Here is a 20,326-nt window from a genome sequence, read left to right as displayed (position 1 = left end):
GTCCGGTGGTCGCGCGCCGTGGTGCCGACCCACGTCGGCCCGGGTTATGAGACCGGGCTGGTTGCCGAACCGCGCGCGCTGCGGAGGATGCAGGAGTCGAACCTGCGCGGGCGCTCGTCGCGCCCGACCACCGTTTTCGGGACGGCTGCCTTACCGGACTCGGCCAATCCTCCTTGCCGGGTGTTTCAGCGTGCGGCCCCGGGGATTCGAACCCCGACTGGCCTGGTTCTGAACCAGGTGCCTCTGCCGTTGGGCTAGAGCCGCGTAGCGCGTCCGGGAGTCGAACCCGGGTCTCCCGGGTGAGAACCGGGGATCCGTACCGCTGGACCAACGCGCCGAGTGAAGTGGTGGAGGAGGGAGTCGAACCCCCTGTGTCACGAGGACCACCGGTTTACGGCCGGGTGGGGCTCCACAGCCCCGTCTCCACCGCGTCGATTAAACAATTTCCGGGCACCACAAATAGCGAAAGCCGCCCTGATCGGTTTCCCGACGGGCGGCTCCCAGGGCCTTGACGCTTCTCACGTCATGGCGGGGAGCCTGCGGTGGCCAGGATTTCCTGCTCCGAGACGAGGCAATACCTCCCGCAGGTGATCGACGACCACGCGGAATCGAGACAGGAAACGGCGTTGTGCCGTTCCGGTCGCGTTCGCATGGTCGTCATGACGGCTCCTCGGTTTGCGTGTCTGGAAGTATCATTACTCAGGCGAATTCTCGAGTCAACGCAGTTACCCGGGAATTCGCCGGCGGAGTCGCGGTCGTGCGAGCGCCGGCGGGACGTACGCGACGTCGATCGGTCCGACGTCGGTTCCCGGCGCCACGACCTCGTCGATGCGGTCGAGCACGTCGTCGTCGAGCATCGTATCGGCGCCGGCGAGCAGGTCGTCCAGTTGCTGGGGTGTGCGCGGGCCGATGATCGCCGAGGTGACCGCGGGGTGGGCGGTCACGAACCCCAGCGCGAGGCGGGGCAGCGACAGCCCGGCCTGTCCGGCGATCCCCGCGAGGGCTTCGACGGCGTCGAGTTTGCGTTCGTCGGTCATGTGCCGCCGCGCCCAGTGCAGCCGGCCGGCCGACGCCGTTTCGGCGTTGCCCTTGCGGAGGCGGCCGGCGAGCAGGCCCATCGCCAGCGGGCTCCACACCAGGACGCCCAGCCCGTAGCGCTCGCAGACCGGCAGGACCTCGCGTTCGATCCCGCGGTTGAGGATCGAGTAGTGCGGCTGCTCGGACCGGAAGCGCGCCAGCCCGCGTTTTTCGGCCACCCATTGGGCTTCGACGATGTCCGACGCGGGCAGGTTGGAGTGGCCGATCGCCCGGATCTTGCCCGCGCGCAGCAGATCCGTCAGCGCGCCGAGGGTTTCCTCGACGTCGGTGCCGGGTTCGGGATGGTGGGCCTGGTAGAGGTCGATGTGGTCGACACCCAGGCGGCGCAGTGATCCTTCGACGGCGGTGACGATCCACCGGCGGGAGCTGCCGCGCCGGTTCGGGTCGGATCCCATGGGGCCGTTGAACTTCGTGGCGAGAACGACGTCGTCGCGGCGGCCGCGCAGGGCCTTCCCGACGATCTTCTCGGACTCGCCGTCGCCGCCGTAGACGTCGGCGGTGTCGATGACGGTGATGCCACCGTCGAGGGCGCGGTGGACGACGCGGACGCAGTCGTCGGGGTCGGGATTGCCGTACGGCCCGAACATCATCGTGCCCAGGGCGTAGGTGCTGACCTGGATGCCGGTGCGGCCGAGCGGGCGGGTCTGCATGGGGGTTTCCTTGGGGGAGGGGGAGGAGTGGGGGCGGGGCCCGCCCCCCCCCCCCCCGGGACCCGATCGGCCCGCCCTACCCGAGGCCGCCCGCGATGATCGCGGCCGCCGCGGCCATGCCCGCCGCGTTCGGGTGGTACGGGTAGGCCGGTGACGCCGGGGCCGCGCCCTCCAGCCAGCGCGTCGCCGGTGCCGCGCACAGGCCGTGGCGGGCGCTCGGGCCCCGGATGTCCACATAGGACGCCCCGCCCCGGGCGGCCTGGTCGGCCAGCATCACCATCAGGCGGTCGAACGTCGCCTGGATGTAGCCCGCGTCGGCGGCGGTGTACGGGTCGGCCGGGTAGCAGCCGCCCGGTTGCCAGTAGGTCAGGTAGCCGGTGACGACCACCCGGGCGGCGGGGGAGCGGCGGTGGATCTCGGCCAGCGCGGCCGCCACTTTCGGTGCGGTGGCGGCGATCCGCGCCGTGAACTGGTCGACGCCGCCGGTCGTGTACTGGTCCCGGCACGACGGGACGACCGGCCGGTCCGGGCTCGCGCACGTCACGAAGGCCGAGCTCAGCGCGATGTCGTTCGCGGCGATCGCGAGCGTGACCAGGTCGGTGTCCCGGCGCAGCGCGTCGAACTGCGGGGCGACGATCCCGGCCTGCCGTCCGGTGAGGTCGGCCGTCGTCGCGCCGGAGCAGGTCACGTCGGTGAGTGACGCGCCGAGCCGGCCGGCCAGCACGTGCGGCCAGTTCCGGTTCGACCGCAGGCACGTCGCGTCGATCTGGTCCGGGATCAGCGGTCCCGCGGCCGACGAGTCGCCGAGCGCCACGTACCGGATCGCCGCGCTCGCCTCGGCCGGCGCGGCCGGCAAAGCCAGGAAGGCCACCAGCGCCACTACCAGTGCGTACCTCACGAGACCGGCTGCTCTTCGCTCGGCGTGACGGCCCGGTCCCGCACGGCGGCCCGCCGGATCGACCAGCCCAGCAGCGGCACCAGGGCCACGGCGACCAGCGCGGCCGCGGCGAACACGTAGTACGGCGCGACAAGACTGTCCGTGGAGCTTTCGACGAGGCCGTAGACGTACGGGCCGACGAAGCCGCCGGTGATCCCGAGCATGTTGATGAACGCGAGCCCGGCCGCGGCCATCAGGCCGGACAGGCGCGACATCGCGACCGACCAGAACAGCGGCAGCGTGCCGAAGGCGAAGAAGTTCGAGATGAAGAGCAAGCTGATGCTCCACACCGGGTTCCGGGAGACGAGGAAGCCCACCAGCACCAGCAGCACCGCGGCCGCGCAGCTGCCGATGAGCGTGACCTCGTGGCCGTACCGGCGTTTGAACCAGGGGAAGAACAGCACGCCGGCCAGTCCCGAGATGCCGCCACTGCCCGCGACGAGGCCGATCAGGAACGGGCTCTGCAGCCCGAGCGACTGGATGTAGGCGGGGAAGTTGAAGCCGATCCCGCCGCCGATCGACTGGTTGATCAGGTAGATCGCGCCGAGCAGCAGCACGGTCGGGTGGCCGAACGCCCGGCGCAGGTTCCCGCGGACGTGCGTCGGGGACGCCGTGGTGTCACCGACGGCCCGTTCCGAAAGCACGGCCGCTTCGTCCGCGGTGAGCCACTTCGCGTCCGTCGGACGGCTGGGCAGGAAGAACCAGACGAAGACGCCGATGAGGACGGTGACCAGGCCTTCGACGAGGAACATCCACTGCCAGCCGCGCAGCCCGGCGAGGCCGTGCAGTTCCATCAGCGCGCCGCCGACGGGGGAGCCGATGATGACCGCGACGCAGGGCGCGACGTAGATCAGGCCGACGATCGTGACCCGGTGCTTCTGCGAGAACCACTGCGTGACCAGGTACATCATCGCCGGGAACAGGCCGGCTTCGGCGGCGCCGAGCAGCAGCCGCAGGACGTAGAACGACACGTCGTCGCCCACGAACATCATCGCGGCGGAGACGAGTCCCCAGGTGATCGCGATGCGCGTGATCCACAGGCGGGCGCCGACGCGGTAGAGGATCAGGTTGCTGGGCACCTCGAGCAGGGCGTAGCTCACGAAGAACAGGCCGGCGCCGAGCCCGTAGGCCGCCGCGCTGAGCCCGATGTCGGCCGCGAGCGAGGTCTTGGCGAGCGCGACGTTGGTGCGGTCGACGTACGACATGAAATAGGCGATGCCGAGCACCGGCAGCAGCCGTGTGACGGCCTTCCTGGTGGCGAGTTCGTGCAGGAGGTCTCGTGCGTTCGTCATTGGACGCCCTTCAGGTGACTTCTCACTCTGGTACCGTCTGACCTGCAATACTACGGAGTATCACGGTAAGTTCGGCGCGTGTCGGTGTCAACCGCCGGAGTCCGGCGTGGGACGATGGGACACCTCGGAGCGAGGAGGACGACCAGGTGAGCGCGAGCCCCGACGTCGAACCCGGTGCGCGGAGCAGGATCCTCGACGCCGCGGCGGAGGCCTTCATGGCGACCGGGTTCGCCAACGCCACGATCGACGACATCGCGCGTGAGGTCGGCGCGACCAAAGGCCTGGTGTACTACCACTTCCGGTCGAAGTTCGACATCTTCCTCGCGGTGTACGAGGAGGCGATGGGACGCGTCCGCGGGCGGGTCGAACTGCACGCCCACGGCGACGGCACGGGCCGCGACAGGCTGGTCGCGATGTCGGTGGCGCACGTGGTCAACCTGATGGAGGACCTGGCCTACCACCACGTCGTCCACCAGGCGGTGCGCGGCCAGGTGGCGACGGCGCTGAAGACGCGCCAGGTCGAGGCGCTGCAGGCGCTGAACCGGCTGCGCACGGACTACGAGCAGCTGTTCCGGAAGGTCGTGGAGGCCGGCATCGCCGACGGCTCCCTGCGCGCGGTCGACGCCTCCCTCGCCACGCGGACCCTGCTGAGCAACCTCAACGCGGTCGACACGTGGTTCCGCCGGGTCGACGGCCAGCCGGCCGCCGAGGTCCACGACCTGGCGCACCGGATCGTGGACCTCGTGATCGGCGGCCTGACCGGCTGAGTCAGGGCCGCGGTTCCGGGGGCACGTACTCGAACGTCGGGCCCGCCGGTGAACGCCTCCTCCGGCAGGACGCCGTCGAAGTCGACCTTGTGGAAGGCGTCGCGGTCGCCGTCCCGCACCTCGGTGCGCGCCGCGCCCTCGCCCTGCTCGACGATCGTGGACGGGCCGGACACCGCCACCTCCGCCGCGGAGGGGCATTTCGCCGATCTGCCGCGTCGGGGCGCCGGAGAAGACCGCTTCCTCACCCGAAGACGTGCACAGCAAGCGGAATCCGGCCTCGACCGGTACTCGTCCGGCCGCGGTGGCGCGTCCGCGGTCCCGGGCTGCTCGATGCGCAGGAACAGCTCGAGCGCCTGCTCCGGCGTGTCGAGCCGGGGCCGGCCACCGACGGCGTTCAGCAGGTTCGCGGCCGGCGCGAGGTGCAGCATCTCCTCGGCGAGGACGCTGCCGACGACCTGCGCTGCCTCGGCGTTACGCCCGGTGTCCAAGGAGTAGAGGGCGCACAGGTGCGGCGGAATGGTCGCGTGCTCGAGCTCGATCGCCCACTGCGGGTGGCGACGGAGCTCGTCCAGGGTGGTGATGGCGGGAGTGCCACGGGTGTCCACCGGTGCGGTGCCGGCGTCGGACCGGGTTGTGACACCCGTGGGCTCAGAACTCGTCCGCTTTGGTCAGCTCGTGCTCGAAGGCGTCCGCCCGGGCGACGAGCGTCTTGAGGGGACGCTCGAACTCGTGCTCGATGCTGAGGTCCTCCAGGGGCAGCGTGTGCTTGAGCAGCGCGACCCCGTCCACGATCGCCGCGCCACCGGCGGCCGACGCCCCGGCCAGCTCGAGCAGCTGCCGCAGGTCGATCTTGTCGGCCCAGCCGACCGGCGAGGAGATCTCGATCCACGCGCCGCCGTCCAGCTCGGGCAGGTGGTGCACCGTCGCCTGCTGTGTCCGGTCCTCGGGACCGGCGAGGCGGAACCGCAACCAGTCGTCCTGTTCCTCCAGGACTTCGTACCGCGTCCGGACAAAGTTGATCACATCGGTCCAGGTGGTCACCCGCTCCGCCTCTCGCCTAGGACCCTCCAGCGAGAGGAGCATCTCACGCGCCCGGCACTCCGGACATACCGCCGTCCCGCTCAGCCGAGCGCCACGTCCTGGGAGCGCGACGGCACCGCGTCCAGCGTGGCGAGCGTCGCGTCGTCGAACACGATCGTGCCGGCGGCGATGTTCTCCTCGAGGTGCCCGGCCGTCGCGGTGCCCGGGATGAGGTGGACGTTCGGGGCGTGGTGCAGCAGCCAGGCCAGCCCGATCTGCGACGGCGTGCGGCCGAGGGACTCCGCGACGGCGTGCACGGCCGGCTCGTCGGTCACCTTCGGCACGCCCGGGAACGCGCCGCCGAGCGGGAAGAACGGCACCCAGGCGATGTCCTCGGCGACACACAGCTCGAGCATGTCCTCGTCCTCGCGGCTCACCAGGCTGTACGCGTTCTGCACGCAGGCGATGCCCGCCGGGAGCGCCCGGCGCAGGATCTCCAGGGTCACGCTGCTGAGCCCGATCGCGCCGATCTTGCCTTCGTCGCGCATCGCCGTCATGACTTCGAGCTGGTCGTCGAGGTCGACCAGCTGGACGCCCTCGGCCAGCACGCCGGGCCGGGTGTCCATGCGGCGCAGGTTGACGACGCCGATCTGCTCGACGCCGAGGGTCTTGAGGTTGTCCTCGACGCTCGCGCGCAGCTCGTGGGGGCGCTGCGCGGGGCGGAGCGGGAGCGGGCCCTCGGGGTTGGGGTCGGCGCCGACCTTGCTGACGACCAGCACGTCGTCGCCGGGCCGGAGGGTGTCGCGGATGAGCCCGTTGACGAAGGTGTTGCCGTAGAACTCGGCGGTGTCGAGGTGGTTCACGCCGAGGTCGATCGCGTGGCGCAGGAGCGCGAGAGCGGCGTCGCGGTCGTCGTGGAGACGCTCGAGCTGCATGGCTCCGTACCCGACGCGGTGGACGGTGCGGCCGGCGAACGGGGCGGTGGTGCTGATGGGGGGCATGGTCATCCCGTCTTCGTGCGATGATGGAGAAGCGGAGGAACCTCCGTTAAGTCGAACCGTAGCACAACCGGAGGTGCCTCCGCTTTGTCCTCGCCCGATCCGGCGTCCGCCGACCGCGCCGACCGCCCGGTCCGCTCCGACGCGCGCCGCAACCGCGAGAAGCTCGTCGAGGTCGCGCGGGCGGCCTTCGGCGCTGCCGACGGCACCGTCGCGCTCGAAGCCATCGCCCGCGAGGCCGGCGTCGGGATCGGCACGCTCTACCGGCACTTCCCGACCCGAGAGGCCCTCGTCGAAGCCGTCTACGCCGCCGAACTCGACGACGTCGCCACCAGCGCCCCGGCGCTGCTCGACCGGCTCCCGCCCGAGCGTGCCCTGCGCGCCTGGATGGACCGCTACGTGGCCTTCTTCGAGACCAAGCGCGGAATGGGCGACGTCTTCCGCGCCGGCGTGGCGTCCGGGCGGATCGCGACGCCGGTGACGCGCAAGCGCATCACCGGGGCGATCGGCACGATCCTCACCGCCGGGGCGCGGACCGGCGTCTTCCGCGCCGACGTCGACCCCGGGGACGTCACGATGCTGGTGCTGGGCGTGCTCTTGTCCACCGCGAACGACACCGAGCCGGAGCGGATCGGGCGCCTGCTGGACCTGGTGGCCGACTCCGTGCGCCCGAAGTAGGCCGCGGCTGGCGGCGTCAGGCCATCACGGCGTCGCGGAAGGCTTCGACGTGGGCGGCGGCGCACTCGGTCGGGAGGTCGGCGGGGATGACGACGCTGCCGGTGATCGTCATGGCCGGCTTGAGCGGGATCGCGCTGACGCGGGTGGAGCTGATCTCGGCGACCTGGTCGGCGGGCAGCACCGCCCAGCTGCCCGGGTCGGAGCCGACCTCGACGATCGTGTCCTGGGTCGTGCCCACCGGCCGGCCGAGCCGGGGGCGCACCCCGGCCTCGCGCAGCGCGGCGGTGAGGGCGTCGTGCAGCGGCGGGTCGTGCTGCCGGGCGGGCAGCCGCAGGACGCTGCCGGCCAGCTCGGTGATGCCGACGACCGTGTGGTCCGCGACCGGGTGGTGCCGGGACACGACCGCGAGCAGCGGTTCCGTCCAGGTCGGCAGCACCCGCAGCCCGGGGGCCGAGAGCACGCCCCGGGCCAGGACCACGTCGAGGTCCCCCTGCCGCAGGGCGTTGAGGCGGGCGTCGAGGGGCAGGTCGGCGAGGACGACGTCGAACGGCGATCCCGCCTCGCGCAACGAGTCGATGCCGCGCTCCAGCCGCGTGGTGAATCCGGCGGCCGTGCCGATGCGCATGGTGCCCGCCGACGTCTTGGCGGCCGTCGCGACCCGGTCGGCGGCCGCGAGGGCGCCGCGCGCCGCGTCGAGCACGTGGCGCCCGGCCGCGGTGAGCCGCACGTGGCGCGGCGAGCGGTCGAACAGCCGGACCCCCAGCTCGCGCTCCAGCCGGGCGATCTGCTGGCTGACCGCGGGCTGCGCGATGTGCAGCCGCTCGGCGGCCCGGCCGAAGTGCAGTTCGTCGGCGACCGTGACGAAGTACCGCAGCGCCCTCAGTTCCACCCGTCCTCCTGCCTGCGACGATAAGGCCACCTTATCGCTGCGCGTGCCCCCTGGATCTGGTTCGCGGCCGGGGCGCGGTGCTGAAGTCGTGCCATGAGGATCGATCTGGGCCTGCTCGGCGCCCACCTGCGTGAGCACGAGGTGTCCCCGGAACGGGCCGCCGGACTCGAGGAAGCCGGTTACGGCACGCTGTGGCTGGACGCCTCGCCGCCGGCCGACCTGAAGCTGGTGGAGCGGTTGCTGGACGCGACGACCCGCATGGCCGTCGGGACGAGCGTGGTGAACGCGTGGACCGCCGACGCGGAGACCGTCGCCGCGTCCTACCACCGGATCGTGGCGCGGCACCCCGACCGCTTCCTGCTCGGCGTGGGGATCGGCCACCGCGAGGTGCACACCGAATACGCGTCGCCGTACGAAAAGCTGTCGTCCTATGTGGACACCCTGACCGCGGCCGGGGTGCCCGCCGACCGGGTCGTGCTGGCCGCGCTCGGCCCGAAGATGCTGCGGCTTGCCGGCGACCGCACGGCCGGGACGGTCCCGTGCATGATCACGCCCGAGCACACCCGGCGGGCCCGGGCGATCCTCGGCGCGGGGAAACTGGTGCTGCCCGGGCACTTCGCGTCGTTGGAGACCGACGCCGGACGCGCCCGCGCGATCGCCCGCTCCGCACCGCCGGGCACGGCGCTGCAGGTCACCAACTACGCCGCCAACCTGCGGCGGCTCGGCTTCACCGACGACGACTTCGCCGGTCACGGCAGCGATCGCCTGATCGACGCGCTCGTCCTGCACGGCGGCCCCGCCGCCATCGCCGCGGGCGTCCGCGCGCACCGGGACGCGGGCGCGGACCACGTCGGGATCTACCCCCTCGGCGACGACCCGATCGCCACCCTGCACGGGGTCGCCGAGGCCGTGTTGTCCTAGCGCTCCTCGGAGATACGGCTTTCTCCACGCAACCGGGCTCGTCGTGATCACCTGTTCGTGTGATGAACATGCGTTCGAGGGCCGGTAATCTTGGCGTGTGGACAGTGAAGCGGTGTGGAAATCGGATGCGGTGGCCTTGGCCGACCGCATCTCCGTGCTGCTCGGTGTCGTGCGTTCCGCTGAGGCCGAAATCGGCTCGCTGCTGGTGGAGATCGAGTCGCGCGGTGTGATGGATCTTTATGGTTATCGGTCCGTTGCGCGATTGTTCGAGCATCTGGCCGATGTACCCAAGGCGGCTGCCGAACGTGTGGTGAAACGAGCGCGGGCTCTCAATGCCGGGCGTGCTCTCGACGGCAGCCCCATGCCCGCTGTTGCTCCGGCTACCGGTGCTGCCGCCTTGGACGGGCGGCTGAGCGCGCCGATGATCGATACCATTGTCGAGGTGCTGGCGCAGCTTGCGCCCGAGCATCGTGATGACGCTGAGGGGAGCCTGCTGTCCTTTGCGTCCTCGGCCGGGCACAAGCAGGTTGCGGCGTTGGGTGCGCGGATCGTGGCTCACCTCGATCCCGATGGTGCCGAGCCTGATGGGGCCGAACTGTCCGCACCTGCCCGGGAGCTTTCGCTGCGGCGTAAGAGATCCGGGGTGTGGGAGCTGAACGGTCGGTTCGACGAGGAGACCGGCGCTCGCGCCAGTGCCTTGCTCGACTCGCTGGCGGAGCGTCGCAGCAGTGACGAGGGCGCGGACTTCCGGTCTCCGCAGGAACGCTACGGTGACGCCTTCTCCGACGCTGTCGACCTCGCGTTGAACTCCCCGGACCTGCCGATGCAGGCCGGTGAACGGGCTCACGTGATGGTCGCGGTTTCGCTGGAGGACCTGAAGTCCGGCGTAGGCCGAGCCACCCTCGGCGACACCGGCACGATGAGCGCGGCCGAAGCGCGGGTGCACGCCTGCGACAGTATGCTCATCCCGGCGGTCCTGGGCGAGAAGAGCGAACCCCTGAACCTGGGACGCTTGCGTCGCCTGATCTCCGCGGGGTTGCGTCGTGCGTTGTTCCTGCGCGACCGTGGTTGCGCGTTTCCGGGCTGTCATCGCCCGCCGCGGCATTGTCAGGGTCACCACATCCGCCACTGGGCCGAGGGTGGATCCACGGATCTGGGGAACTTGGTGCTGTTGTGCGCTCACCACCACCGGCTGCTGCACCGTTCCGGCTGGGAAGTCCACATCGCCGCCGACGGCCTACCGGAGTTCCGGCCACCGGTGTTCCTGGACAAGCGTCGAAAAACCAGGCGCAACAACCTCCATCAACCGTTGCCGTTCGCGGCCTGAACAAGCGAATAGGGAAAGGCCCGCAGCTAAAGGCTGCGGGCCCATAACCCACGTCGCGAGCCGCCCGCCCTGTCCCGAATCGCGTCGATCAACTGGCGCTTGACCCAGAACGACGGCTGCCTCGGCTGGGCGGCAACGGTTCCACCGCCGAACTGGGCAACTCAAGCCGGGCCTGCCGACTTCGGCACAGGCACCAGGCCGTTCCGGTGTTGAGGCTGGTGGCCGCGGGCCGCCGAAGCGGTGTTGGCCTAGGCCATTCCGGCCGCGAAGGCCAGTGGTTCCGCTCCATGGACGCGCTGGCCGGGAGCGGCGCGGGTGTCCAGAATGCCCGCATGACAGCCTGGACCGACGAAGCCCGGCTGGCGGTCGAGCTGACCGTGGCCGTCCGGATCCGCATCGACCCCGGCCACGCGGCCGACCTCACCGCGCGGCTGCTCGAGTCCTTTGAGGACACACTCGGCGTGCGGTTCGGCGAGCGTCCGGACGCGCAGGTCGTGGACCTGGCGACGCGCCGCCCGGCCGTGCGGATCGAGGCGGGCTCGCGGCGGGTGCTGGTCCGGGGGAGCGCACTGGAGCTGACCCGGCTGGAGTTCGAGCTGCTGCTGTTCCTGGGCCGGCATCCGGACGTCGTGTTCGACCGCCGCACGTTGCTGACCGAGGTGTGGGGTTCGGTCCACTGCGGCGTGCGGACGGTCGACGTCCACGTGCGCAAGCTGCGCGGCAAGTTCGCACCGGAGCCGGCCCCGATCACGACGGTGCGCGGTGTCGGCTACCGGTTCGACAGCTCCGCCGAGGTCATCGTGGTCTGAGGCGTGGTCTGAAACGGGCTCAGAGCGCGATCCGCGCCCACACGGTCTTGCCGTGCTCGCGGACCCGCTGGCCCCACCGCGCGCTGACCGACTTGACCATCTGCAGCCCCAGCCCGCCGTCGGGCACCGCGGGCCGGGTGCTCTCGTCGGAGACCTCGAGCACGGCGTACCCCTCGAGGACGGTGAGCCCGACCCGGCGGCGGCCGGTGCCGTGGAGCAGCGCGTTCGAGGCGAGTTCGTCCAGCACGATCAGGACGTCGCCGACGCGTTCCGGATCGGGTTCGGGCTGCTGGCCCTCCAGCACGGCCCGCGTCCACTGGTGCACCTGGGCCAGGTCGTCCCGGTCGACCAGCCCCATGTCGCAGCGTACGGCCGCCTGGGCGGTGAGCGGGCTCTCGTGCCTGTCGTCGGAAGTCACCCGGGGTCCCCCTCGTGTTTCGGCAACGCCGGGAGGTACCCAGCTCACGCTGAGTTCAAGCCTGCTCCCCGGATGTGTCCGCCTGGTGGACACCGGATCGGAAACACCCCCGGAAAGAGGCTGGAAACGGCCGCAAGGGCACGGTACTTTCCGTCCACATGATGAGACAGTGGATCGATCACCGGTGATCGACCTTAAGGTCCGTGATCGTCACTCGAACGGCTGAATCCTGAAGGTGCTGTGGCCAACCCTCCGCCGACACCCACCGCCGGTGTCCCGCCCGTCGCGGCGCGCTCGCTGCCGTCCGCCGTCTGGCGTGCCGTCCGCTCCGGGTGGTGGACGTCCACCTGCGCGGTCCTCATCGTGCTCATCGTGCTGCTCGCCGCGGCGGCCGACCTGTTCGTGCTGGCCGAAGGGCAGAGCCTGAACCCGGACATCGCCACGCTCGGGCCGACCGGGCTGCCCGCCGGGTCGCTCGGCGGCGTCGGCGCCGCGCACTGGTTCGGGGTCGAGCCGCTGACCGGCGTCGACCTCTTCGCGCTCGCCGCCCACGGCGCCCGGACGTCGCTGCTCGTCGGGCTCGGCGCCACGGTGCTGGCCACCGCGCTCGGCGTGGTGATCGGCGTCAGCGCCGGTTACCTCGGCGGCTGGTGGGACCGGCTGGTCACCTGGACCGCCGACGTCATCCTCGGCTTCCCGTACCTGATCTTCATGATCGCGCTCGGCGCGGTGCTGCCGGTCGACTTCCCGCGGCAGTTCACGCTGGTCGTCGTCCTCGGCCTGTTCGGCTGGCCGCGCGTGGCGCGCATCGTCCGGGCCCAGGCCCTCACCCTGGGCAAGCGCGACTTCGTCGCCGCGGCGCGGGTGATGGGCGGCGGGCCGTGGCACGTGTTCACCAAGGAGCTGCTGCCCAACCTGTGGGCGCCGATCATCGTCGTGGCCAGCCTGTCGATCCCGTCGATGATCGGCAGCGAGGCCGCGCTCTCGTTCCTGGGTGTCGGCGTGCTGCCCCCGACCCCGAGCTGGGGCCGCACGATCAGCGCGGCCATCGACTTCTTCGAGACGGACCCGATGTACCTCGTTTTCCCCGGCCTGCTGCTGTTCCTCATCACGCTGGCCTTCAACGTCGTCGGCGACGCCATCCGCGACGCGCTCGACCCGCGGTCCGGGGGCGCGGCCTGATGCGCACCGCCCGCTTCGTCGCGACCCGCTTCGCCGGGATGCTGCTGGTCCTGCTCGTCGTCGCCTTCGTGACGTTCGTGGTGTTCTACGTCCTGCCCGCCGACCCGGCGCGGATGGCCTGCGGCCGCCCGTGCTCGCCGGAGAGCCTCACGATGGCGCGGGAGTTCATGGGCTACGACAGCCCCTGGTACCAGCAGTTCTTCGACTTCCTCGGCGGCATCTTCGGCGGCCGCACCTTCGGCACCGGGGTCTCCGCGATCCACTGCACCGCACCGTGTTTCGGGTACGACTTCCAGAACAACGTCGACGTCCTCGGCGAGATCGGCAGCCGGATCGGGGTCAGCTTCTCGGTGGCGCTCGGCGCGGCCGTGATCTGGATCGTCCTCGGCGTCGGGCTCGGCGTGCTTTCCGCGCTGCGCCGCGGCTCCGCCGTCGACCGGATCACCATGGCCGCCGCGATGGCCGGGGTGTCCATGCCCGCCTACCTGGCCGGGATGATCGGCATCACGATCTTCGCGTTCGCCCTCGACGTGGTGCCGAAGAACGGGTACGTGCCGCTGACCGAGGACCCCGCGCAGTGGGCGTGGCACCTGGTGCTGCCGTGGCTGGTGCTGGCGTTCCTGCACGCCGCGATCTACGCCCGGCTGACCCGCGGGCAGATGCTGGAGACGCTCGGCGAGGACTACATCCGCACCGCGCGGGCGAAGGGCCTCACCGAGCGCAAGGTGGTGGGACGGCACGCGCTGCGCAACGTCCTGCTGCCGGTGGTGACGGTGTTCGGCGTCGACCTCGGGTCGCTGCTGGCCGGCACGGTGATCACCGAGCGGATCTTCGGCATGGCCGGGGTCGGGCGGCTGCTGGTCGACGCGATCGCGTCGCTCAACCTCCCGGTGCTGCTGGGCGTGACGCTGTTTTCCGCGCTGCTGGTCACCTTCCTGAACTTCCTGGTCGATCTCTGCTACGGCGCGCTCGATCCGCGAGCCCGCCTTGTCTGAAGGGGAAACGATGAAACGGGGACACGTGCTGAGGCTCGCCGCGGGGGTGATCGCCGCCGTCACGCTGCTGACGGCGTGCGGCGCCAACGACACGCCCGCCGCCCAAGGCGGTGCGGTCAAGCCGGGCGGGAACCTGGTCCTGCTCAACGACGCGCCGTCGATCACCTGGGACCCGGCGAAGAGCTCCAACCTCGTCGTGACCACGCTCGGGCTGATCCACCGGCGGCTGACGTCGTGGGACGTCGCGCCGGGCAAGGACACCACGGTCGTGCCGGACCTGGCCACCGACACCGGGCGCCCGAGCGACGGCGGCAAGACGTGGACCTTCACCCTCAAGGACGGCCTGAAGTACAGCGACGGCACGCCGATCAAGTCCGAGGACGTCAAGTGGGGCCTGGAACGCTCGTTCGCCCCCGCGTTCTCCGGCGGCCTGTCCTACCACAAGGACCTGCTCTCGCCGGGCCTGGCGTACAAGGGCCCGTTCGACGGCGGCAAGGAGCTCGACTCCATCCAGACGCCGGACGCGAAGACGATCGTCTTCCACCTCGCCCGCCCGTACGGCGACTGGAACTGGGTCGCCAGCACCCCGGCGTTCTCGCCGGTGCCGAAGGGCAAGGGCGCCGAGGCCAACTACGGTGACCACTCGATCGCGTCCGGCCCGTACCAGATCCAGAGCTACGAGCGTGGAAAGTCCGCGAAGCTGGTCCGCAACCCGAACTGGAGCCGCGACGAGGACACGACGCGCAAGGCGTACGCGGACACCGTCGACTTCGAGCTCGGCCAGGACACCAGCGTCATCTCCAAGCGGCTGATCGACGACACGGGCAAGGACCGCAACGCCTTCGGCATGTCGTTCGCCTCGCCGGCCCAGCTGGCGCAGATCCAGGGCAACGCGTCCGCCAAGTCCCGCCTGGTGACGTCGGAATCCGGTGCGCTGGCCTACCTTTCGCTCAACACCCAGCGCGGCAACCTGACGAACCCGAAGGTGCGCCAGGCGTTCCAGTACGCCGTCGACAAGGCCGCCTACCAGGTGGCCAGCGCGGGCAGCGCGCAGCTCGCCGGCGACGTCGCCACGACGCTGATCACGCCCGGCCTGCAGGGCCGCGAGCAGTACGACCTCTACCCGGCGCCGCCCTCCGGCGACCCGGCGAAGGCCAAGCAGCTGCTCGCCGAGGCGGGCTTCCCGAACGGCATCGACGGCCTGGTCCTGGCCACCCACAACGAAAACGGCTACCCGGAGAAGGCCGCGGCGATCCAGGCGGCCCTGGCGCGGGCGAACATCAAGGTGACGATCAAGCCGCTCGACGAGGACACCTACACGTCCGAAGTGGACACCAAGGGCCTGTCGGACTACGACCTGACGCTCACCTCGTGGCAGCCGGACATCCCGTCGGCCAACGCGAACATCCAGCCGTTGTTCCAGTCGACCGAGATCGGCAACGGCGGGTACAACGAGTCCCGCTACGGCAACCCGGACGTCGACCGGCTGATCGCCGAGGCACAGGCCACCGTCGACCCGGCCGAGGCCGGCAAGAAGTGGGCGGCGCTGGACAAGAAGATCCTCGCCGACTCGCCGGTGGTCCCGCTGATCTACACCCGCAACTCGTTCCTGCACGGCTCGAACGTCGGTGACGTCCAGATCGGCAGGTTCCCGGCCTACGTCGACTACCGCAAGTTCGGGATCGTCCAGTGACCGGAGCCGGGCTCCTCAGCCTTCACGACGTAGCGGTCTCCTTCGGGGACGTCGAAGCCGTCCGCGGGGTCGGCTACGAGGTTCACCCGGGTGAGGTCGTCGCGGTGGTCGGGGAGTCCGGCTCGGGCAAGACGGTCACCGCGATGTCCCTGCTCGGCCTGCTCCCGGCCACGGCGAAGGTGTCCGGGCGCGCGGAGCTGGCCGGGCGGGACCTGTTCACCCTGACCCCGGCCGAGCTGCGGGCCGTGCGCGGCGACGACGTCGGCATGGTGTTCCAGGAGCCGATGAGCGCGCTCAACCCGGTGTTCACCATCGGCGACCAGCTCGTCGAGGCGATCCGCACGCACCAGGAGCTCACGCCCGCGGCGGCCCGGGAACGCGCGATCGAGCTGTTCGGCCTGGTCGGGCTGCCCGCACCCCGCGAGCGGTTCCGCTCCTACCCGCACGAGCTGTCCGGCGGCCAGCTGCAGCGCGTCGTCATCGCCATGGCCGTGGCCAACGACCCCAAGCTGCTGATCGCCGACGAGCCGACCACGGCCCTGGACGTCACGGTCCAGGCCGAGATCCTCGAGCTGCTGCGGGATCTGCGGTCCCGGCTCGGCACGGCGATCCTGCTGATCACGCACGACATGGGCGTGGTCGCCGACCTCGCCGACCGGGTCGTGGTGATGCACGACGGCGTCGTCGTCGAACAGGGTGACGTCCGGACGGTCTTCACCGCGCCCGCCGAGGCCTACACCCGGCAGCTGCTCGGCTCGGTCGTCTCGCTGAGCACCGCGGCCACGACCGGGCTCCAGCGGGCGCTGGCCGCCGACGTCGAGGTCTCGCCCGGGCACGTCGCGGCGGCCGACCACCCGGCCGTGGCGTCGGTGCCGGACGTTCCGGCCAGGACACCGCTGCTGCGCGTGGAGGACCTCGCCGTCACCTACCGCGGGCGGTTCCGGGCGGTGGCGGTCCGCGCCGCCGAGGGTGTGAGCCTGCACGTCGAGCCAGGAGAGGTCCTCGGCCTGGTCGGGGAGTCCGGGTCCGGGAAGAGCACGGTCGCGCGGGCCGTCACCGGCCTGCTCGCGCCGACGGCCGGGTCGGTCCTCATCGGCGACGTGGACATCACGCGCGCTCGTGGCCGGGCCGCGAAGGCGCTGCGGCGGCGGATCGGCGTGGTGTTCCAGGACCCGCTGTCCTCGCTCAACCCGCGCACGACGGTGGGGGAGAGCGTCGCGACACCGTTGCGGCTGCACAAAGCCGTCCCGTCGTCCGAAGTGGACGGACGAGTCGCCGAGCTGCTCTCGGCGGTCCAGCTCTCGCCGTCGCTGCGGACGCGCTACCCGCACGAGCTGTCCGGCGGGCAGCGGCAGCGCGCCTGCATCGCGCGGGCCCTGGCGCTGCGCCCGGACCTGCTGGTCGCCGACGAGCCGACGAGCGCCCTCGACGTCACCATCCAGGCCCGGATCCTGGACCTGCTGCGCGACCTGCGGCACGAGTTCGGGTTCGCGTGCCTGTTCATCAGCCACGACCTCGCGGTGATCGAGCAGCTCGCCGACCGGGTGGCCGTGATGCACCGCGGTCACGTCGTCGAGCAGGGCCCGACCAAGGAGGTGCTGACCGCGCCCGCCCACGCCTACACCCGGCGCCTGCTGTCGGCGGCCCCGGTGGCCGACCCGGACGCGCAGCGTCTGCGCCGGGAAGCCTGGCGACTGCTGCGTTAGGCCGCACGCGCGTTCAGGATGTGGACGGCCTGTCCGGCACCCGGCGCCGCGCCGACAATGACCCGCATCCGGCTTTCCGGCGGGAAAGGGGCGGCCGTGCGCATCCTCCGGGCCTTCGCGAGGGCCTTCACCGGGTTCGGCTGGGTGCTGACACCCCCGGCCGGGCCGTACGACCTGGGCACCGTCGTCCCGCTCCCCCGTCCGGTGGTGAGCGCCGACGTGCCGAGCGTCCCGTTGAGCGCGCGGGAACGGGAGACCTTCCGGCGGATCGTGGGAGGCTGAGGGACGTCCGCGAGGTGCCGGCCGACGCAGATCACCCGGCCCGTGACGGTCGCGACACGACTCGGTGCGTGGGGCGCGGGTTCTCGGGGTATCCGGGGATTCCTTGAACCTATCTGGAGGTCCAATGCGCCTGCCCGCCACGCGGGGTCCCGTCAGCGAGGAGGTCGTCCGCCTCCTGCGCGGCGCCACTCCGGCCGAGGACCTGGACCACGGGCCCGCACAGCCGGCCGTGCACGACGAGGACCTGCAGCTGTCCCTGTGGATCTGCTACGAGCTCGGCTACCGCGGGTTCGACGACGTCGACCCGGACCAGGACGGCGGGCTCGCGCTCTACGCCCTCCGGAAGGACCTCGAAAAACGGTGGCTGACCGGGCTGACCGACCTCGTCGCGCCGATCGCGGCCGACCCCGCCGACGTGCCGCGGGCGCTGGCCGGGCTGGCCGCCGCCGACGACGGCCCGTCGCTGGCGAAGTTCCTGCAGCGCAAGGCATCCGCCGCGCAGTTCGCCGAGTTCGTCGCGCACCGGTCGGTGTACCACCTCAAGGAGGCCGACCCGCATAGCTGGGCCATCCCGCGCCTGAGCGGGCGCACGAAGGCCGCGCTGATCGAGATCCAGGCCGACGAATACGGCGGCGGGCGCGTCGAACAGATGCACTCGGAGCTGTTCCGCACGACCATGCGGTCACTGGGCTTGGACGATGGCTACGGCCACTTCGTCGACGACGTGCCGGCCGTCACGCTGGCGGTGAGCAACCTGATGTCCCTGTTCGGGATGAACCGGCGCTGGCTCGGCGCCGCGCTCGGGCACCTCGCGGCGTTCGAAATGACCTCGTCCCTGCCGAACCGCCGCTACGGCAACGGGTTGCGGCGCCTCGGCGGCGATCCGGCGGCGACCCGGTTCTTCGACGTGCACGTCGAAGCCGACGCCGTGCACGAGCAGATCGCGGCCCACGACCTCTGCGGCAGCTACGCCGCCGAGCACCCCGAGGCCGCCGGCGACATCCTGTTCGGCGCCGCCTGCGGGCTGGCGGTGGACGCCGAGTTCGCGGCCCATCTCCTCGGCAGCTGGGAGGCCGGGCTGCCGAGCCTGCGCACCCGCGCGCTCTCCGGTGCGGCGTGACACCCTCACCGCTCGCGGCGTGGCACCTTGTGCGTGCCGTCGCAGAAGGGCTTCACGGCCGACCGGCCGCACCGGCACAGGGCGACGACGGTGCCGCGGGGCCGCAGGACTTCGCCGTCCTGGGACCGGATTTCGACGTCGCCGCGGACCAGCAGCGGGCCGTCTTCGTAGGGCGTGATGGTCGCCGGGGCGGGCTCGTGTTCCATCGGCGGCGGGTACCCCGGCGGGCCGGCGGCCAACCGGCGGGCGCCCGATGACCGACGGCGGCCCGGGCACCACGGTCGGCGTCGAGGAGGAGTTCCTGTTCGTCGGCACGGGGTCGCGGCGCCCCGTCCCGAAGGCGGCCGCGGTGCTCGCCCGGCTGGGCACGGACGCCGCCGGTATCAAGCCGGAGCTGTACGAGTCCCAGGTCGAAGCGGTCACGCCGGTGCTGACGAGCCTGCTCGACGTGTCACGGGCGCTCGTCACGAACCGCGCTTCGCTCGCGCGGGCGGCGGCGGCGGAAGGGGTGGCCGCGATCGGCGTCGGCACCCCGGTCCTGGCCGGGCCGAGGCCCGAGCTGTCCGCCGGTGACCGGTACCGGCTCGTCGCCCGGACCTACCAGGGCGCGTTCGCCGACTACGAGGCCTGCGGCTGCCACGTCCACGTCGGCGTGCCCGGCGGCGACCTGGCCGTCGCGGTGGTCGACCACCTCCGCCCGTGGCTGCCGACGTTGCTGGCGCTGTCGGCGAACTCGCCGTTCCACCGCGGCCGCGACACCGGGTACGCGAGCTGGCGGACGATCGACCAGGCCCGGTTCCCCGGCGGCGGGATACCGCCGCGCTTCGGCGATTTCGCCGGCTACGAGCGGTGCCTGGACCAGCTCGTCGACTGCGGGGTCCTGATCGACGAGCGCATGACCTTCTGGGCGGCCCGGCCGTCACCGCGGTACGCGACGGTCGAGGTCCGGGTCGCCGACGTCGCGGCGTCCCCGGACGGGGCGCTGCTGCAGGCCGCCCTCGTCCGCGGCCTGGTCCGCGCCGCGCTGGACGACCTCTCCCACGGCCGGGAGGCGCCGGAGATCGACGGCCAGCTCGCCGCCGGCGCCCTGTGGTCGGCCGCCCGCTACGGCGTCCACGGCCACGGGATCGACCCGATCGGTGGCCGCCGGATGCCCGCCCGCACCCTGCTCGCGGCCCTGGTGCGCCGGGTCCGCCCGGCGCTGGAGGACACCGGGGACGTCCCGGTGGTCGACGCGCTGCTGCCCCCGGTGCTGGCCGGCGGCGGCGCCCGGCAGCGCGTGACCGCCGCCGGCGGCCTCACCGCCGTCGTCGACGAGCTGGCCGGGCTGCTGACGGAACCGGTGACGGGGCCGCTGAACGGGGAGTGGCGCACGGAGGAAGCACCGGTGGCCCGGTGATCCGCTCCTCGTGTGTGGTGGGCCGGGGTTCGGACCCGGCCCACCACACACGCCCCCCGGGGGCGGCCCGCGCCGGACCGGCCACACGGGCGGGTGGCGCGCGCCGGTGCGCAGCCCGCCGGGCCGGTGACGTCGAGGCTGTTCC

At 71.7% G+C, this 20,326-nt stretch carries 20 protein-coding genes, 4 tRNA genes and 1 pseudogene; 12 read left to right on the top strand and 13 right to left on the bottom strand.

Translation table 11 applies throughout. The features are described from left to right. Positions 1–81 precede the first annotated feature (81 nt). The 7 genes from ACGFMK_RS27185 to ACGFMK_RS27155 all read right to left on the bottom strand — a co-directional run bounded on the left by ACGFMK_RS27185 (position 82) and on the right by ACGFMK_RS27155 (position 3,977). Positions 82–173: transfer RNA gene (locus tag ACGFMK_RS27185), tRNA-Ser, on the bottom strand. A gap of 18 nt (positions 174–191) precedes the next feature. Further along, positions 192–264: transfer RNA gene (locus ACGFMK_RS27180), tRNA-Leu, on the bottom strand. A gap of 1 nt (position 265) precedes the next feature. After that, a tRNA-Glu gene (locus ACGFMK_RS27175) sits at positions 266–337 on the bottom strand. An 8-nt stretch (positions 338–345) separates the two neighbouring features. Further along, positions 346–428: transfer RNA gene (locus tag ACGFMK_RS27170), tRNA-Tyr, on the bottom strand. 297 nt (positions 429–725) lie between these two features. Continuing rightward, positions 726–1,748, bottom strand: a complete 1,023-nt coding sequence (locus ACGFMK_RS27165) for an aldo/keto reductase (protein WP_392768734.1) — start codon at positions 1,746–1,748, stop codon at positions 726–728. A gap of 76 nt (positions 1,749–1,824) precedes the next feature. Next, positions 1,825–2,646, bottom strand: coding sequence for an SGNH/GDSL hydrolase family protein (locus ACGFMK_RS27160; protein ID WP_392768731.1), 822 nt, complete (start codon positions 2,644–2,646; stop codon positions 1,825–1,827). Continuing rightward, positions 2,643–3,977: an MFS transporter gene (locus ACGFMK_RS27155; protein WP_392768730.1), complete on the bottom strand. Its 1,335-nt coding sequence runs from the start codon at positions 3,975–3,977 to the stop codon at positions 2,643–2,645. Before ACGFMK_RS27155 ends, ACGFMK_RS27160 begins: the two co-directional genes overlap by 4 nt. A gap of 146 nt (positions 3,978–4,123) precedes the next feature. Between ACGFMK_RS27155 and ACGFMK_RS27150 the strand changes: the two genes are divergently transcribed. Further along, complete coding sequence (locus ACGFMK_RS27150; RefSeq protein WP_392768728.1) at positions 4,124–4,744, top strand: TetR family transcriptional regulator; 621 nt, start codon at positions 4,124–4,126, stop codon at positions 4,742–4,744. Positions 4,745–5,103: 359 nt separating this feature from the next. On the opposite strand, the pseudogene ACGFMK_RS27145 reads toward ACGFMK_RS27150, so the two are convergent. The 3 genes and pseudogenes from ACGFMK_RS27145 to ACGFMK_RS27135 form a co-directional block, all read right to left on the bottom strand. Next, positions 5,104–5,349: pseudogene (locus ACGFMK_RS27145) on the bottom strand (ferritin-like domain-containing protein); the annotation flags it as partial. Positions 5,350–5,392: 43 nt separating this feature from the next. Beyond that, positions 5,393–5,785, bottom strand: coding sequence for a hypothetical protein (locus ACGFMK_RS27140; protein ID WP_392768725.1), 393 nt, complete (start codon positions 5,783–5,785; stop codon positions 5,393–5,395). 80 nt (positions 5,786–5,865) lie between these two features. Next, positions 5,866–6,771, bottom strand: coding sequence for an aldo/keto reductase (locus ACGFMK_RS27135; RefSeq protein WP_392768723.1), 906 nt, complete (start codon positions 6,769–6,771; stop codon positions 5,866–5,868). A gap of 78 nt (positions 6,772–6,849) precedes the next feature. Between ACGFMK_RS27135 and ACGFMK_RS27130 the strand changes: the two genes are divergently transcribed. Beyond that, positions 6,850–7,440, top strand: coding sequence for a TetR/AcrR family transcriptional regulator (locus ACGFMK_RS27130; protein ID WP_392768720.1), 591 nt, complete (start codon positions 6,850–6,852; stop codon positions 7,438–7,440). Between the two features lie 16 nt (positions 7,441–7,456). Here the strand turns inward: ACGFMK_RS27130 and ACGFMK_RS27125 are convergent, their stop codons facing one another. Further along, positions 7,457–8,329: a LysR family transcriptional regulator gene (locus ACGFMK_RS27125; protein ID WP_392768717.1), complete on the bottom strand. Its 873-nt coding sequence runs from the start codon at positions 8,327–8,329 to the stop codon at positions 7,457–7,459. A 93-nt stretch (positions 8,330–8,422) separates the two neighbouring features. On the opposite strand from ACGFMK_RS27125, the gene ACGFMK_RS27120 reads away from it, so the two are divergent. The 3 genes from ACGFMK_RS27120 to ACGFMK_RS27110 all read left to right on the top strand — a co-directional run bounded on the left by ACGFMK_RS27120 (position 8,423) and on the right by ACGFMK_RS27110 (position 11,386). After that, positions 8,423–9,250: a TIGR03620 family F420-dependent LLM class oxidoreductase gene (locus tag ACGFMK_RS27120; RefSeq protein ID WP_392768714.1), complete on the top strand. Its 828-nt coding sequence runs from the start codon at positions 8,423–8,425 to the stop codon at positions 9,248–9,250. Positions 9,251–9,347: 97 nt separating this feature from the next. Next, positions 9,348–10,577: a DUF222 domain-containing protein gene (locus ACGFMK_RS27115; RefSeq protein ID WP_392768712.1), complete on the top strand. Its 1,230-nt coding sequence runs from the start codon at positions 9,348–9,350 to the stop codon at positions 10,575–10,577. 332 nt (positions 10,578–10,909) lie between these two features. Next, positions 10,910–11,386, top strand: coding sequence for a winged helix-turn-helix domain-containing protein (locus tag ACGFMK_RS27110; protein WP_392768709.1), 477 nt, complete (start codon positions 10,910–10,912; stop codon positions 11,384–11,386). A 19-nt stretch (positions 11,387–11,405) separates the two neighbouring features. Here ACGFMK_RS27110 and ACGFMK_RS27105 read toward each other — a convergent pair whose 3' ends face one another. Then, positions 11,406–11,804, bottom strand: a complete 399-nt coding sequence (locus ACGFMK_RS27105) for an ATP-binding protein (protein WP_392768706.1) — start codon at positions 11,802–11,804, stop codon at positions 11,406–11,408. A 240-nt stretch (positions 11,805–12,044) separates the two neighbouring features. Between ACGFMK_RS27105 and ACGFMK_RS27100 the strand changes: the two genes are divergently transcribed. From ACGFMK_RS27100 to ACGFMK_RS27075, 6 genes are all read left to right on the top strand, one after another. After that, positions 12,045–12,986, top strand: coding sequence for an ABC transporter permease (locus tag ACGFMK_RS27100; protein ID WP_392768703.1), 942 nt, complete (start codon positions 12,045–12,047; stop codon positions 12,984–12,986). Then, positions 12,986–13,981 (top strand): ABC transporter permease, encoded by a 996-nt coding sequence (locus ACGFMK_RS27095; RefSeq protein ID WP_392768700.1) that lies wholly within the window; start codon positions 12,986–12,988, stop codon positions 13,979–13,981. Before ACGFMK_RS27100 ends, ACGFMK_RS27095 begins: the two co-directional genes overlap by 1 nt. Before the next feature lie 10 nt (positions 13,982–13,991). Continuing rightward, a complete protein-coding gene (locus ACGFMK_RS27090) occupies positions 13,992–15,674 on the top strand; it encodes an ABC transporter substrate-binding protein (RefSeq protein ID WP_392768697.1) in 1,683 nt (560 codons plus the stop codon). After that, a complete protein-coding gene (locus tag ACGFMK_RS27085) occupies positions 15,671–17,380 on the top strand; it encodes an ABC transporter ATP-binding protein (protein ID WP_392768695.1) in 1,710 nt (569 codons plus the stop codon). The genes ACGFMK_RS27090 and ACGFMK_RS27085 overlap by 4 nt, the downstream gene beginning before the upstream one ends. 96 nt (positions 17,381–17,476) lie before the next feature. Beyond that, positions 17,477–17,662: a hypothetical protein gene (locus ACGFMK_RS27080; protein WP_392768693.1), complete on the top strand. Its 186-nt coding sequence runs from the start codon at positions 17,477–17,479 to the stop codon at positions 17,660–17,662. Positions 17,663–17,786: 124 nt separating this feature from the next. Then, positions 17,787–18,782, top strand: a complete 996-nt coding sequence (locus tag ACGFMK_RS27075; RefSeq protein WP_392768691.1) for an iron-containing redox enzyme family protein — start codon at positions 17,787–17,789, stop codon at positions 18,780–18,782. Between the two features lie 5 nt (positions 18,783–18,787). Here the strand turns inward: ACGFMK_RS27075 and ACGFMK_RS27070 are convergent, their stop codons facing one another. Next, complete coding sequence (locus ACGFMK_RS27070; RefSeq protein WP_392768688.1) at positions 18,788–18,988, bottom strand: CDGSH iron-sulfur domain-containing protein; 201 nt, start codon at positions 18,986–18,988, stop codon at positions 18,788–18,790. 47 nt (positions 18,989–19,035) lie between these two features. On the opposite strand from ACGFMK_RS27070, the gene ACGFMK_RS27065 reads away from it, so the two are divergent. After that, positions 19,036–20,181 (top strand): glutamate--cysteine ligase, encoded by a 1,146-nt coding sequence (locus ACGFMK_RS27065; protein ID WP_392768686.1) that lies wholly within the window; start codon positions 19,036–19,038, stop codon positions 20,179–20,181. Positions 20,182–20,326 lie beyond the last annotated feature (145 nt).

This window comes from Amycolatopsis sp. NPDC049252, from assembly GCF_043197175.1.
Taxonomy (GTDB): Bacteria; Actinomycetota; Actinomycetes; order Mycobacteriales; family Pseudonocardiaceae; genus Amycolatopsis.
The sequence above is the reverse complement of the archived record's forward strand: the minus strand, read 5'-3'. Positions and strand labels throughout refer to the sequence as shown.